Here is a 13,671-nt window from a genome sequence, read left to right on the forward strand (position 1 = left end):
CCGGGGAATCATCTATGTGGAAGAGACCGGTGAGAGACCGGGACACTACTTCCTGCCCTCGCGCCGCGTTCGCACTCGAATCCGAGTGAGCCCCTTGCCATCAAGCGAATCGGTGGATCAAGGCTTAGACAGGGCGACCCAGAGGACGAAGGCGATGACGACGGTGACCGTCAGTACGTAGTACCAGCCGAGGTTCGTCGCGATCCAGTCGACGATCGACTTCATCGTGGTCTGTGCGAAGTCGGGCATGAGCATCGCCCAGATCGAGAAGCCGAGGATCACCGCCGAGGAGATGATGAAGACCTTCCAATTGACCCGAGATCCCCGTTCGTCCGTGAGTTCCGCGGGGCCGCGGCTCATCTCCGTGCTGGAGATCGGAGGGCGCTTCTCAGGGTCGATGTCTCGGCTTGGCCTGTCGGTTCCGCCGAAGCGCTCACGCTCGACGATCGGCCGTTTCATCTTCCCGTCGTTGGGATCCTGCACGCATTACCTCCGGTCGGAAAATCTGGACTGACCCGCATTGGGCACCGATCTATCTTAGGCTCTCGGTGTTTTGCCAGAGAATCCGCCCCCTGTTTTCAGGGTGCGGTCGTTACGGTTCGGTGCGCCGTGTCGGTATGCAGCGGAGGCGAGGAAGGGGCTGTGACGGCCTGGTGTTCAGCTGCGGATCTGCCCGGTTTGTGCGAGCCGGGTGACCGCCTCGGCGAATTCGCGGGAGTGCTCGGGGTCACCGCCGATGACCTGCATGTCCTGGCGGTCACGGAAGTGGGCAGTTGTCATCAGGTCCCGGCCCACACGTCGCGAACTGGCTCCCGTCAGTTGGCTGGGGCTGGCCTGATCGAGGACCGAGGTCCGGTCGGATCCGAGGATCGAGGCGCGGACGAATCTCTGATCTGTGGCGATGAGGAGCTGAGATTGCGGGCTTCGTTCGCTGTTGAAATGCATGAGCACTCTCTCACCGTCTCGGAGCATGTCGAACGGCGGCTGACCTGGGGCAGGTCGATGATGATGGTCGGATCCGGACTTTGTCGAACGCTGTGTTTCCTGAGTGCTCGGCCTGGGACGGTTCGCGTCGATGCGAGCAACCCGGGCGACGGCCCAGGCGCGGACTCCGATGACGGTGAGCAGGGTCAACGGCAGGGCGATTGCGGCCATGGTCAATGCCGATTCGGTCGGCTGTTTCGGGAGGTCTGTGAAGCCGAGGCCGATTACGAGGGCGAGGATGGCCATGATGACCCCCGACAGGATGGTGAGACCGAACAGGTCACGATTGAACGCCTCGCAGATGGAGGCGAATGTGAATCCGATATTGGTGCTGGCCCAGCACAGGAGGAAGACGGTGAGGGCAGACGCTGGCGACGTCGAGTAGTCGCCCCACACCGTTCCCGGACTTCCCGGAAACTTGGCGAACGAGTGCCAGATGAATATCGAGGCTGCGCAGAAGGCAGCGGAGATCGGTCCCACTGAGAGCACCTTGTACCAGGGCTGCCGGATGAAGCCGGTGAACGAATCTGGCTTCTTGGAATCGTGCGGGTCTGTGGCTGCACGGTCCTTCTTCGGCGTATCGTCCTCGACGTAGAAGAGGATCGCGATCACGTGAAAGGCGCCGAGAACCATGAAGCTCCCCGAAGTGGCTGTACTCGGATTGACGTCGTCGAGGCCAGGGGGACGCGCTCGAGGATTGATCCCGGCATTGATCATGAAGAAGACCGCCGTCGCGATGCCCGCGAGCCCGATCGCGTAGACCACCGTCGTTCTGAAATCATGTCGTCTGCGCCTCATGCCGCAATTCTTGCAGGTGCGCACTGCGCCCGCAGTCGGAGGGTGTTCCAGATTCGCACCGTTCGCTGCGGTCAGCGGCGGACCTTGCCGGTACGTGCGAGCCGGGCGACGGCTACGGCGAAGGCCCGGGACTGTGCGGGGTCTCCGCCGACGACCTGCACGTCCGAACGGTCGTGGAAGTGCGCAGTCGTCATCAGGTCGTGTCCCACGCGTTGTGAGGTGACTCCCGACAGTTGCCCGGGCTCGGTCTGATCGAGGATGAAGGTCCTGTCAGAACCGAGGATCGAGGCGCGGACGACCCTCTGGTTCGTGACGATGAGGAGCTGGGGTTCCGGTGTGCGTTCACTCTTGAAGTGCATGAGCAGCTTTTCTCCGCGGCGGAGCATATCGAACGGTGGCCCACCGGGGTAGGGAGATCCCGGAGTCGAGGGATCGATGCCGTCCCACCGAGGTTGCAGATGCTGCAGCTGGCGAGGATCGGCTGCGTCCCAGCGAGCCACACGAACCTTCGCCCACGCACGGGCCCCGACCAGGGCGAACAGACTCACAGGGAATGCGATGACAACGCTGATCAGAGCACTGCCGGTCGATTGCGCCGGAAGGAACAGGAAGCCGACTGTGATTCCGAGGCCGACGAAGGCCATGGCGACGAGGATCGTGACGAAGAGTGCGAACAGGTCGCGATGGAATGCCTCGGCGCAGGAGGCAAATGTGAAACCGATGTTGACGGCACTCCAGCAGGAGAGGAAGACGATGAGGGCAGGCGACGGCGAGGATCCGTAGTCTCCCCAGACTGTTCCAGGCTCTCCCGGGACGGCGGCGATCGCATGCCAGATGAAGATCGAGGTTGCGGCGAAGACCGCGAAGACCGGTCCCACAGAGAACACCCGATACCCCGCCTGCCGGATGAAGCCCGTGGCCGAATCGGGGATTGTGAGTTCGGCCCAGCCTCCATCCGCGGCGATAGCATCATCGTCGGTGAAGAAGTAGATGGCAATGGAGTGGACGAGGCCGAGGATTCCGAACCCCACGATAGCCGCGTACTTGGGGTCGATGTTTCCGTCGTTGACCATCAGAAGATCGATACCGGCGTTGATCGTGGAGAAGGCGATCAGCGCGAGGACAGTGAGTACGACGCCGTAGACCACTGTCATGAAGAATTTGTGTGTTCTTAACCTCATGCTCTGCAGTCTTACAGCTGCGGTCGTCGCAGACGATGCAGGAATGTTCCAGATCTGTGTCGCGCTCAGCCCAGCTCGTCACGCTCAGGCTGGTGTGCTCCGTCGGCTCAGCTCGTCGCGTCAGCGGCGGACCTGTCCCGTGCGTGCAAGGCGGGTGACCGCCTCGGCGAAGGATTGGGACTGTTCGGGATTGCCGCCGAGAACGCGCATGTCCTGACGATCACGGAAGTGGGCGATGGTCACGAGATCGTGCCCCTCGCGCTGTGAGCTGGCGCCGACCAGCTGACTGGGACTGGCCTGCTCGAGGACGAAGGTCCGATCGGTTCGGATGATCGAGGCGCGGACGAATCTGGTGGTCGTGGCGATGAGCATCTGCGGTTCTGGGGTGTGGTCGCTGCGAAAGTGCATGAGCAGCCGCTCACCGCGCTCGAGCATGTCCTGCGGCGGAGGCCCCTGAGGGCGCCGCTGCTTCTGGGAGCGGCGTGGTTTCGAGGAGCTGCCGTGTGGATGGGCCGCGTCGTAGCGATTGACTCTCACGATCGCCAATAAGCGGGCACCGATGAGGGCGAGCAGGCTCAACGGAAAAATGATGAGGGCCAATATCAGTGCCGAGCCCGTCGGCTGGTCAACGAGGAATATGAGTCCGAAGGTGTTGCCGATGGCGACGAGGAACATCACGATCATGGCAGCGATGAAGAGGCCTCGAACGTCACGGTTGAAGGCCTCGGCGATGGCGGCGAACATGAGCCCGATATTGGTGCAGGCCCAGCACAAGAGGAAGAGAGTGAGCGCGGGGGTCACCGAAGTGGCGTAGTCGCCCCAGACCGTTCCTGGAGTTCCCGGGTATTCGGCGAATGAGTGCCAGATGAAGACGGAGGCTGAACAGAAGAACGCGAAGATCGGCCCCACGGACAGCACCTTGTACCAGGCCTGGCGAATGAAGCCGGTGTACGAATCGGGTGGTCGGGGGATATTCGGGTCGGGCGGGGTTTCGGAGGATTTCGGCGAGTCATCCTCGTCGAAGAAGATGATCGCTACGGAGTGGTAGAGACCGAGCAGACCGAAGCACACCGTGGCTGCGCCTTTGGGATCGAAGTCTCCGACAAGACGGTTGGCTCGAGGGTCGATCCCGGCGTTTGTGAGGGCGAAGATGACCAGCATGAATAGCGCGAGAACTACTGCATACAACAACGTGGTGCTCAATTTATGCGTTCTCATCCTCATACCGACAATTCTTGCAGGCCTGGACTGCACTCGCAGTCGAAGGATGTTCCAGATTCGTCTCGTGGTCAGTCTGTGCCCATGACCAGAGCCAGTTTCCGCACACCGATGAGCAGAGGAATCGTGACCAGCAGAGTGAGGCTGGCGACGAGTAAACCGGCGAGGGGGTTGGCCGCCTCCAGCCATCCGAACGCCATCATGATGCCGACGCCGAGTGCGACGAAGAGGAGGAGACCCAGGATCGACAGAACCACGATCTTTCGGACGAGCATGGCCAAAGATAAATACGCGAGCCCGATGTTCGTACTCGCCCATGCCGCTGCGAAGACCGCGAGGCAGGGCAGGGGACCGGAGAGGAATTCAGCCCACATGGAACCCGGTGTGCCCGTGTCGACGGCGAAGCTGCGGCAGACCAGCATTGCCAGAGACAAGCAGACTCCCTGGACCGGGCCCATCACCAGAATCCCAGACAGCGAATACTCGTGGAGCACGGTCTGGAACGTAGGTCCCGACCCTTCACGTTGCTGCCGCTCGTGCATCGCGGACCGGCGCCCGAACGAGACCGCGACGGAGAACACCGATAGCAGCCCGAGCAGACCGAACGCCAGACCGGGTGCATTCGACGGGTCGGCGTTGTCGTCAGATCTCAGCGGCTGTCCGGCATTCATCACAGCAAAGAGACCGATGAGCAGTCCGGCGGTGATCACACCGGTGGTGATGGTGCGTCCGAGGTGCATGGTCATGATCGTCTGCTCCGCTGGGTCTGCTCAGGTCTCAGACTCGACTGTAGACGAGGACTGCTTCCGATCCCATCGGCTACGCTGACTGCATGCGTGCAGGTGAAGTGTCCGAGGTCAGCCAGGACTACCTCAAAGCGATCTGGTCGGCTCAGGAATGGGGCGGAACACCGATGACCGCGACCGAGCTCGCGAACCGCTTCGGCACCACGAAGGCCAATGTCACCGAGGTGCTCAAACGCCTCGACGAGCTCGACCTCATCGTCCGCGTCCCCTACCGCCCGCCCGTGCTGACCGCGAAGGGCGAGACGATCGCCGTGTCGATGGTGCGTCGGCATCGCCTGCTCGAGACCTTCCTCGTCGAATCCCTGGGATACGGCTGGGATGAGGTCCACGACGAAGCGGAGATCCTCGAGCATGCAGCCTCCGACCGACTCGTCGACCGCATCGACGTCTTCCTCGGCCGCCCCAAGACTGACCCCCACGGTGATCCGATACCGGGTCCCGATGGGCAGGTCGAGTCCCACGCCTCTTCCCTGATCCTCGCCGAGGCGGGCCCTGGGTCCTACACGGTCATCCGGGTCTCGGACGCGGACCCCGAAGCGCTGGCCCACCTCGCCGAGGTGGGAGTGGTCCCGGGTGCCCAGGTTGAAGTTGTGGACGAAGGTCGTGCGCCAGCTGCCGACCCCTCGACTGCAACGGTCACGATCGACGGCGAAGCAGTCGAGATCGACCGAGCGGTCGCCACGGCGGTGTATCTGGCTCAGCGCTGAGGCGGACCACCCGGACTAACGCCCTCGGATCTCCCCAACGCCAGTCAGATCTGCCTAACGCTCTGCGTATCTCGAGTCCGCGAAGTAGAGAGCGAGTTCTGCCGAGGCCGCCGGGCTGTATCCCTCTTCGATCACGAGCCGCGGTACGTCCGCCCATAGTTCCGGTTCGAAGGGGACTCCGGGCACATGATTGGGATGTGTGTGCCGTCGATGGGCAGGATGTGCCGGGTGTACATCAGAGTCGATCGACTGAAGGGAGTCGAATACCGTTAGGTAGAGATCCGGGGTGAAACCGCAGTTGCGGGCCGCGGTGGCAACCTTGACCCAGCTCTCGGAGCTAACGATTCGCCCGGCCTTGAGTGTGTTGTTGATGAAGTTCTTGATGGTGGCATTCTGCGGATGAGGAGAGTGCAGGAGAAGGACTCGACCCCAGATGAGGGCCTCTTCGTCAGTGAATCCCGGCCAGTGATTTCCAGAAGATGCGGACACGGTGAAACCAACTTCCTCGGGCGCAGCGCGCCCGGATCGAATCTTGCCAACGCCGTGTGGCGCTGACCCGTTCTATCCCTGGGGCACCCGGTCGATGACGGGTTGCCGCGTGGCCGGCCAGGTACCGATGGCCACGACTCGTGAACGTATGAATGATTCTATCCGCAGCGGCTGACACGAGCTTCGATGAGGTCTGTTCCGGTCGAAACGCACTTCGGCCCGGACCAATGCATCAGATGCTGGTCCGGGCCGAAGAGGTGAACGAATGTGTCTTAGCTGAAGAACGTGCGCAGACTGAGAACGCCGATGGCACCGATGCTTGCGGCGGCTGGCAGGGTGATGATCCAGGCCATGGCGATCGGCCTCATCAGCTTCCAGTTCGCCGAGCGGTTGACCAGTCCCACGCCGATGATCGCGCCGATGAGGATGTGGGTTGAGGAGACGGGCAGGCCGCTGATCGAGGCAGCCATCACGACTCCGGCAGCGGCAAGCTCGGCGGCGAAGCCGGAGGCCGGGTGGATCTCCGTGAGCTTGGTTCCGACCGTGGCGATGACCTTGCGGCCGATGAACCAGAGGCCGGCAACGAGGGCGATGCCGCAGGTGAGCATGGCGGCGAAGGGAACGGTCGCTTCGGAGTCGATGGTGCCGGTCTTGAGGACGTCGAGGACGGCGGCGAAGGGCCCGATGGCGTTCGCGATGTCGTTGGATCCGTGGCTGAAAGCGAATGCGGAGGCGGTGAACACCTGCATCCAGGAGAAGAGGATGAAGGTCGCTCGGGGCACTGTCTGCTTGCGCAGGGTCTTGGCGAAGACGAACACTGCCATCCACACGGCGAGGCCGATCATCGCCATGAGGAGGGTGCCGCCGATGGGGCCGACCGTCACGTCAAGATTCTTCAGGCCTTTGAACAGGAGCATCGCGGTGAGGATGATGGCACCGCCGGCCGCGATGAGCGGAACCCAGCGCTGCAGCGTGGAGTGTGAACCGACCGTGGAAGCTGTCGTCGCTGACGGGTCGCTTTCGAGGCCCATCTCCGCCTCTGCCGCCTGATTGTCACCGCTTGTCGACGACAGCATGTGGGGCTTCAGGGTCTGTGACAGGGCATCGCCGAGGACGTACTTCTTGATCGCCCCGTAGATGAGGAAGGCGACGATGGCGCCGAGTGCGGGGGAGAGGACCCAGGAGATCGCGATCATGCCGACCTCTGACCACTGCACCATGGCGAAGCCGCCGGTGCCGGTGACGAAGCCGATCGTCAGGGAGGCGCCGATGATGCCGCCGATGATCGAGTGGGTGGTCGAGACCGGCCAGCCCATGCGGGTGGCGATCAGCAGCCAGACTGCGGCGCCGAGGAGGGCCGCCATCATGATGTAGACGAAATCCATCGGGTTGAGGGAGACCGCATTGAGGTCGACGATCCCGCTCTTGATGGTGTCGGTGACCTCGCCACCGGCCAGCAGTGCACCGCTGACCTCGAACACGGCTGCGACGAGGAGGGCCTGCTTCATCGTCAGTGTGCCGGCGCCCACCGAGGTGCCGAAGGCGTTGGCCACATCGTTGCCGCCGATGTTGAAGGCCATGAATGCGCCGAAGATGACTGTCGTGATGAGCACCATGCGCGGTGCGCCCTGGCCGACATAGCCGAACGACCACAGAGTGAAGGCGATGAGACTGCCCGCAAGCAGCAGGCCGAAGGCGAGGTGCCAGAGGCGATCATTGCTACGACCGACGGTCTGCGTCGGCGTGAAGGTCTCTGGGGCCAGGACCTGGGGCATGCGTGTCTCCTTGCGAGGATCATGAGGTGTGTTTCCGGCTGATGCCCATGATTCTCACTCCAAATGTCCGCAAGGTTAAGGAGCAGGTGAATGGAAGGTGAACACACCGCACGCAGGTCACGAACATCAGATGCACAATAGATGTAGTTTCCCTGGTGTTCACGTGAAATTCCAGGTCAGATGCTATGGGGTCAGCGTTTGGTGGCAGTGAGTCTGGTACGGGAGAGTAGGAAGATATTGACCTGTGATGATGGACACGCGGGCACGAACGAATCGTGCCCGCGTGTGCGGATAAGCCCCGAGGTTGACCCTCAGCCTCAGCCCTGGCGTCGAGGCAGGTTCCACCGTGGTTGCGGCTGGGACGGCTTGCCGTGCTGTGGCATATAGCCGCGCTCGGCCTGCAGATGTCCCTTGTCATGGCTCTTCGCCGTGGCATCGGTGTCGAGGCCAGGGATCTGCGCCTCGAGCTTCTTGTTTGCCTGGTCGGCGCCGATGATCGGCATTTCGCCCGTGATCACCGGTTTCTCGGTTCCTTTGTCGTTTCGCATGGTGTTTCCCTTCTCTCGTGATTTCCTGCTCTGCTTCTGTGCAGCCGATGGGTTCTCAGTTGTGCGCAGCGCCGAATACAGTCCGGCCCACTGCTGGGGTTCAAGGTCTCGTGGCAAGGTGTCTCCTCTGACGTCATTGCGGTCCATGGTCGATTGCAGTGTGGTGCGGTCGGTGAGGTTCATCGTGGTGAGGATTCCTTTCATTCCACGTCCGCGTCCGGTGAAGGCGTTTCGGACGAACTGCTGGTAATCCGACCTGTGCCTCTCAGGCACGAGGCTGGCTGTGAGGCGATCGATGGTGAGGAGTCCACCGTCGACGCTGGGCTTCGGTGTGAATGCGTGGGCAGGTACGCGGTCGATGAGTCGGAAGTCGTACCAAGGTGCCCATTGGGCGGTCATCATGGTCGAGCCGCCGACTCCGGCGCGTTTGCGGGCGACCTCCCATTGGGTGAGCAGAATCGCGTTCTGCCATTTCCTGGCGCGCAGCAGTCTGCGCAGAATGGGCGTGGTCAGGTGGAAGGGCAGGCTACCGACGATCACCGACTGGTCGAGCCGGGATTTCAGGACATCGGCGTGCTTGACCTGGGCGCGCGGGAATGTGTGTTCAAGGTGACTGATCCTCGTCTCGTCGAGTTCCACGAGCGTGAGCGGCCTGCCGAGTTTGTACAGCTGGGCAGTCACCGCGCCGGTGCCGGGCCCGATCTCCAGGATGGGGCCGGTGGTGGCGCGGGTCAGCTCCGCGATCGTGTGCAGAGTTGAGTGTGAGTGCAGGAAATTCTGGCCGAGCTCGTGCCGGCCGCCGAATGATGAATGGGTTCGCAAGGGTGCGCTCCGGAAATGAAGAAGGGGGCACCCAAGGCAGCGCAATGCGCAGTGACGTATGTCAGTGAATTGCGGCTTCGCCCCGGATGCTGATGATCGTCCGGGTCGACAGCGCGCCGCTACAGATCCTGCTCGATCGGCTCGGCTGCGACAGATCCGTCAGTGGTCTGTCGGTGCCGGTGCCTCGATGAGGTCAGTGGATCACAGAATGTGAATCGAGCGCGCCGTCAGGCGCGGCGATCACGAAAGTAGAAGCTCAGCGCTGTCATTGCGCTGCGATTTAATGTTCCCATGCTCAATAAGCTAGCACGCGACCTTGCCGTTTTCCACGGTTTGAGCCGAATCCGACCGAAACCGGGACGAGTGGCTGAACTCGCCGAGGTGGCCGTGACCTATTCGATGATCTCGCCGCTGATGACGTCGCCGCCGCCGTTCTCCGGGGGCCTGCGGTGGGGATCCTGCCGAATGGCCTGAGCGGTTTTGCGCAAGCGCCAGCCGAGTGCGACCAGCGCGATGCCGACGAGGACGATGAAGCCTGCGAGAGTGAAGATGAGTGCAGTGACGCCGGCGTCGGGGGCGAAGAGGAAGAAGAATCCGAGGACGATGCCGAGGGCGCCGATGGCTGTGAGTGCCCACCACATCCGCACACCCAGGCGGCGAATGAACAGGGACACGGTCACAGCGAGGAAGCTGAAGAAGATGACCGCGAACCCGGTCAAGATGGTGACGAAAGCCGCGAAGAACATGGGGGAGAAGAAGATGAGCGCCCCCAGCAGAATCAGCAGCACCGAGCGAGCCACCAGGCTTCCCGAACGTGTGCCCTTCGGTGCCAGGACGAAGGAGGAAACGGCGATGACGGCCAGCCAGATGGCGAAGATGCGCACGACCACCTCGGCGCTGGTGCCGGGCCAGACCATCATCAGGAGCCCGACGAGAATCGCGATGACGCCGTTGACGATAACTGATCTGCTGGTGCGTTTCAGGTCCATGCCTCAAGCGTAGTCACTCGGGATGGTAGCTCGCTGAACACCGCCAGCTACGCGGGCGCCCGGTTGTCCTTCGGGGCTCTGCTCGCCGAGGAGGTCGTGTCGTTCTCGCCGCCGGGCAGCTTGATCGACGGGGGCAGGTGCATCGTCTCGTTCAGCCGCATCGAATCGGAGAGAGCACGGACCATCCCGCTGAGATCATCCAGCGAATGGCCGGTGTCCTTGGCTCCGAAGGTGGCGCTCAACGAGGGGGTTGCCGCCGAGGTGGTGCTGTCGGTGCTCGTCGTCCCCGCGGGGACGTCCTCGGCTGAGGTCGTCGCCTTCGGGGTGTTGCCTTCGAGAAAGCGCAGCAGCTCGACGGGGAAGGGCAGGACCAGTGTCGAGTTCTTCTCGGAGGCGACTTCGACGATGGTCTGGAGGAGACGCAGCTGCAGGGCTGCGGGTGTACCGGCCATCGCACTTGCGGCCTGGGCGAGCTTGTTCGAGGCCTGGAATTCGCCGTCGGCGATGATCACGCGTGAACGGCGCTCACGTTCGGCCTCGGCCTGACGCGACATCGATCGCTTCATCGACTCCGGCAGGGCCACGTCCTTGATCTCGACCCGGTCGATATGGACACCCCAATCGACGGCGGGGCTGTCGATCATAATGGCCAGACCCTGGTTCAGCCGCTCCCGATTCGTGAGCAGATCGTCGAGTTCGCTCTGGCCGATGATCGAGCGCAGGGACGTCTGCGCTACCTGTCCGACGGCGAGCTGATAGTTCTCGACATCGATGATGGCACGTCTGGGATCAACGACCTTGAAGTAGATGACCGCGTCGACCCGGACGGTGACATTGTCACGGGTGATGCCTTCCTGGGCAGGGATCGGCATGGTGATGATCTGCAGGTTGACCTTCTCCATCCGGTCCACGAACGGGACGATGGCTGTCATCCCGGGGCGCTTGGGCTCATCAATGACTCGACCGAGACGAAACACGACACCGCGCTCGTACTGTTTGACGATCTTCAGACTGTTTCCGAGGCCGATGGCACCGAGCGCGATCAGACCAAAGATCAGAATTAGGAGGAACATCGAACCGCCTCCTCAGACGATTGACTGTCCTTTCAACGCTACGCCTGCATGGGCAGAAAAGACCCGCCTCGGCGAAAATATCGATCCGACTCCTGGGCGTGACTCAAGGAGGGCGCGAACAGTTCAGCGGTTCGACAGAACAGCCGTGAGCGCCTCAGCGCGTCGGTGCTGTTGCCCGTTCCCGAGCCAGCAGGCGCTTGCCTGCGGGGTAGGCGGCAAGGGACTGCGGCAGATTGATGGGCCGCCCCGAGGCATAGGTGGCGATGACCTCGCCGGTATCGGGCTGATTCGGGCTCACGCCGTGAGCTTCGACGCCGATTCTGCGCAGAGTCTGCTTCGCCACCGGAATCGGGGAGTCGAAGAGCGTGATCGCCCCGGCCCGGGCGGCCATGATCCGTTCGGCGACCAGGCCGTAGTGGGTGCATCCGAGCACGATGGTCTCCATGCCGGGATCCATCTGGTTCAGTGCGGCGTCGATTGCGGCGTCGATGGTGGGCAGATCAGCGTCGTTGATCGCCTCGGCGAGGCCCGGGCAGGCCACCTTTGACACGGTGACCTCGGAGGCGAAGGTGTCGATGAGGTTCTGCTGGTAGGCGCTGCCGGTCGTCGCAGGGGTCGCCCAGATGGCGAAATCCTGCCCTGTCCCGGCCGCCATCTTCACCGCTGGAACGGTGCCGATGACGGGAATGTCGGGTTCATAACGGGCGCGGACGGCCTCGAGTGCTTGGACGGAGGCGGTGTTGCAGGCGATGACGATGGCATCGGGGTCCCACTCGGCGAGCACTGCGGCCGAATTCAAGGCCCTGGCTTCGAGTGCTTCCGGGCTGAGGCTGCCATACGGGGTGAAATCCGGGTCCATGGCGAGAACCAGATCCGCATGAGGCGCCAGATGGAAGAGGGCATCGGCGGTGCCGAGCAGCCCGAGTCCGGAATCGAGCAGGCCGATACGCGTCATGAATCCTCTTTCGGGTAGGCGAATTCCTTGATCTCCTTCAGGTGCGCCTTCGTCAGACCCTGTGCGAACTTCGGAGCAATGAGCTTGAGACGGTTCGACGAATAGTGCTCGACGAAGTAGTCGCGCGTGGCCGGGGCAGCGAGGTCATCATCGATCCACACGGCCCGACCATGTTCATGCTCAGCCAGCCAATCCTCCATGGCCCGGGCCTTCCACCACAGGTGCGGATCGTTGGCATACCGATTATGGGTCTCATCGGGCATCTCGATGACCTCGAAGGAGTTGCGCAGACCGAACTTCGGCTCCAACTCCGTTTTGCACCGCTCCGACCAGGTGGAGAGCCACACGATGTCGACCTCGTGGGTCTCGACGAGGCGGTCGAAGAAGGCGATGACCGCGGGTTTGTAGTGGAGTTCGTAATGCCAGGCCTGGAGTTTCTTGCGTCCCTCGGCCATGATGCGCAGCTTGGGCACGGGGTAGGAGTTGAGGACCCCGTCGACGTCGAGGAAGACAGTGACATGCCGTGCCTGCCGACGTGCTGATGTCGGCGAGGGGGATGCAGCTGCCATTGTTCCTTCCTGGGGAGTCGCGTACCGGCTAGTCTGAGAGCAGACGGCGTCGGCCTGGGTGGGCCGATGAATTGCAAGAATACCGCTCGAAACTGAAGAAGGACGAGCACCCCGTGTATACGGAGATGCGCATTCCCCGACTGCGCGCCGCACTGTGGACCTCGACCCCGGATGGCACCCCATCGTCTGACCTCGCCGAGGTGGCCGTGCGGGTCCCGCCCGCGACCATCGCACCAGCGGCGTCCGTGATCGTGCCCGACGGTTGTATGGACCTCATCGTCATCGATTCCAGGGTCGTCATCGCCGGAGCAGACTCCAGCGCCCGCACGTTCAGTGCTCCCTCGACTCACGGAGAAGCAACTGGCAGCGCGTCGGTGCCGGCCGTTGCAGAGCCGATCGTGGGCCTGCGGTTCGACCCCGGTGTGCTCCCGCAGCTGCTGGCGACCTCGGCAGCCGAACTCGTCGACCAGGTCACCCCGCTCGATGCGGTGATCGGACGCAGAGCCTTAGCCTTGATCCACCGATTCGGTTGATTCTTGGCGGTTCGTTCGGGTTCGAGTGCGAACATGACGTGAGGGCAGGAAGTAGTGTCCCGGTCTCTCACCGGTCTCTTCCACAAATGTTTCCCAAGGTCTCCTCCAGACCCTGCGGCGTCGTGCTCGAGCAGGAGCGAATCGGTCAGGACAATGATCGTGTAGGTGGGCTCAGAGCCGCGTGCCAGAGTCGTGCGAATTCCGTCGCCCACGGCCACCGTCTC

13 protein-coding genes, 1 pseudogene and 1 riboswitch are annotated in these 13,671 nt (G+C 62.7%); of the genes and pseudogenes, 2 read left to right on the top strand and 12 right to left on the bottom strand.

Annotated elements, in window-relative coordinates:
• Nucleotides 1-117: 117 nt before the first annotated feature.
• The 5 genes from BAUR9175_RS18600 to BAUR9175_RS18620 all read right to left on the bottom strand — a co-directional run bounded on the left by BAUR9175_RS18600 (nucleotide 118) and on the right by BAUR9175_RS18620 (nucleotide 4,927).
• A complete protein-coding gene (locus BAUR9175_RS18600) occupies nucleotides 118-483 on the bottom strand; it encodes a BCCT family transporter (RefSeq protein ID WP_257944378.1) in 366 nt (121 codons plus the stop codon).
• Nucleotides 484-657: 174 nt separating this feature from the next.
• Nucleotides 658-1,782 (bottom strand): hypothetical protein, encoded by a 1,125-nt coding sequence (locus BAUR9175_RS18605; RefSeq protein ID WP_141322708.1) that lies wholly within the window; start codon nucleotides 1,780-1,782, stop codon nucleotides 658-660.
• A gap of 71 nt (nucleotides 1,783-1,853) precedes the next feature.
• Nucleotides 1,854-2,936, bottom strand: a complete 1,083-nt coding sequence (locus BAUR9175_RS18610; protein WP_101584922.1) for a DUF4229 domain-containing protein — start codon at nucleotides 2,934-2,936, stop codon at nucleotides 1,854-1,856.
• 147 nt (nucleotides 2,937-3,083) lie between these two features.
• Complete coding sequence (locus tag BAUR9175_RS18615) at nucleotides 3,084-4,154, bottom strand: hypothetical protein (protein ID WP_133067133.1); 1,071 nt, start codon at nucleotides 4,152-4,154, stop codon at nucleotides 3,084-3,086.
• 98 nt (nucleotides 4,155-4,252) lie between these two features.
• The gene (locus BAUR9175_RS18620) at nucleotides 4,253-4,927 is read right to left on the bottom strand and encodes a hypothetical protein (protein WP_096162466.1); all 675 of its coding nucleotides are present in this window, start codon (nucleotides 4,925-4,927) and stop codon (nucleotides 4,253-4,255) included.
• Between the two features lie 86 nt (nucleotides 4,928-5,013).
• Between BAUR9175_RS18620 and BAUR9175_RS18625 the strand changes: the two genes are divergently transcribed.
• Nucleotides 5,014-5,694 carry a metal-dependent transcriptional regulator gene (locus BAUR9175_RS18625; RefSeq protein WP_096162465.1) on the top strand — a complete coding sequence of 227 codons (681 nt, stop codon included), beginning with the start codon at nucleotides 5,014-5,016 and terminating at the stop codon, nucleotides 5,692-5,694.
• Nucleotides 5,695-5,748: 54 nt separating this feature from the next.
• On the opposite strand, the gene BAUR9175_RS18630 is transcribed toward BAUR9175_RS18625, so the two are convergent.
• The 7 genes and pseudogenes from BAUR9175_RS18630 to BAUR9175_RS18660 form a co-directional block, all read right to left on the bottom strand.
• On the bottom strand, nucleotides 5,749-6,183 hold the full coding sequence (locus BAUR9175_RS18630; RefSeq protein WP_096162464.1) for a hypothetical protein: 435 nt from the start codon (nucleotides 6,181-6,183) through the stop codon (nucleotides 5,749-5,751).
• 34 nt (nucleotides 6,184-6,217) lie between these two features.
• A riboswitch (SAM riboswitch) is annotated at nucleotides 6,218-6,329 on the bottom strand.
• A 126-nt stretch (nucleotides 6,330-6,455) separates the two neighbouring features.
• Nucleotides 6,456-7,958 (bottom strand): inorganic phosphate transporter, encoded by a 1,503-nt coding sequence (locus BAUR9175_RS18635; RefSeq protein ID WP_096162463.1) that lies wholly within the window; start codon nucleotides 7,956-7,958, stop codon nucleotides 6,456-6,458.
• Nucleotides 7,959-8,575: 617 nt separating this feature from the next.
• Nucleotides 8,576-9,328 (bottom strand): annotated as a pseudogene (erm, locus tag BAUR9175_RS18640) (23S ribosomal RNA methyltransferase Erm); the annotation flags it as partial.
• Nucleotides 9,329-9,720: 392 nt separating this feature from the next.
• The gene (locus tag BAUR9175_RS18645) at nucleotides 9,721-10,317 is read right to left on the bottom strand and encodes an HdeD family acid-resistance protein (protein ID WP_096177676.1); all 597 of its coding nucleotides are present in this window, start codon (nucleotides 10,315-10,317) and stop codon (nucleotides 9,721-9,723) included.
• Between the two features lie 47 nt (nucleotides 10,318-10,364).
• On the bottom strand, nucleotides 10,365-11,390 hold the full coding sequence (locus BAUR9175_RS18650; protein ID WP_096167906.1) for a slipin family protein: 1,026 nt from the start codon (nucleotides 11,388-11,390) through the stop codon (nucleotides 10,365-10,367).
• Nucleotides 11,391-11,544: 154 nt separating this feature from the next.
• Nucleotides 11,545-12,345 carry a glutamate racemase gene (locus BAUR9175_RS18655; RefSeq protein WP_096162459.1) on the bottom strand — a complete coding sequence of 267 codons (801 nt, stop codon included), beginning with the start codon at nucleotides 12,343-12,345 and terminating at the stop codon, nucleotides 11,545-11,547.
• A complete protein-coding gene (locus BAUR9175_RS18660; protein WP_069599334.1) occupies nucleotides 12,342-12,914 on the bottom strand; it encodes an HAD domain-containing protein in 573 nt (190 codons plus the stop codon). Before BAUR9175_RS18660 ends, BAUR9175_RS18655 begins: the two co-directional genes overlap by 4 nt.
• A gap of 113 nt (nucleotides 12,915-13,027) precedes the next feature.
• Here BAUR9175_RS18660 and BAUR9175_RS18665 point away from each other — a divergent pair, with 113 nt between their 5' ends.
• A complete protein-coding gene (locus BAUR9175_RS18665) occupies nucleotides 13,028-13,447 on the top strand; it encodes a DUF6597 domain-containing transcriptional factor (protein ID WP_146000928.1) in 420 nt (139 codons plus the stop codon).
• Nucleotides 13,448-13,671: the final 224 nt, after the last annotated feature.

This window comes from Brevibacterium aurantiacum, assembly GCF_900169065.1.
GTDB classification, from domain to species: Bacteria; Actinomycetota; Actinomycetes; order Actinomycetales; family Brevibacteriaceae; genus Brevibacterium; species Brevibacterium aurantiacum.

Coding starts and splice junctions, on each gene's coding strand:
- BAUR9175_RS18605 (WP_141322708.1), bottom strand. CDS start 1,782: ATGAGGCGCAGACGACATGATTTCAGAACGACGGTGGTCTACGCGATC.
- BAUR9175_RS18610 (WP_101584922.1), bottom strand. CDS start 2,936: ATGACAGTGGTCTACGGCGTCGTACTCACTGTCCTCGCGCTGATCGCC.
- BAUR9175_RS18620 (WP_096162466.1), bottom strand. CDS start 4,927: ATGACCATGCACCTCGGACGCACCATCACCACCGGTGTGATCACCGCC.
- BAUR9175_RS18625 (WP_096162465.1), top strand. CDS start 5,014: ATGCGTGCAGGTGAAGTGTCCGAGGTCAGCCAGGACTACCTCAAAGCG.
- BAUR9175_RS18635 (WP_096162463.1), bottom strand. CDS start 7,958: ATGCCCCAGGTCCTGGCCCCAGAGACCTTCACGCCGACGCAGACCGTC.
- BAUR9175_RS18645 (WP_096177676.1), bottom strand. CDS start 10,317: ATGGACCTGAAACGCACCAGCAGATCAGTTATCGTCAACGGCGTCATC.
- BAUR9175_RS18650 (WP_096167906.1), bottom strand. CDS start 11,390: ATGTTCCTCCTAATTCTGATCTTTGGTCTGATCGCGCTCGGTGCCATC.
- BAUR9175_RS18655 (WP_096162459.1), bottom strand. CDS start 12,345: ATGACGCGTATCGGCCTGCTCGATTCCGGACTCGGGCTGCTCGGCACC.
- BAUR9175_RS18660 (WP_069599334.1), bottom strand. CDS start 12,914: ATGGCAGCTGCATCCCCCTCGCCGACATCAGCACGTCGGCAGGCACGG.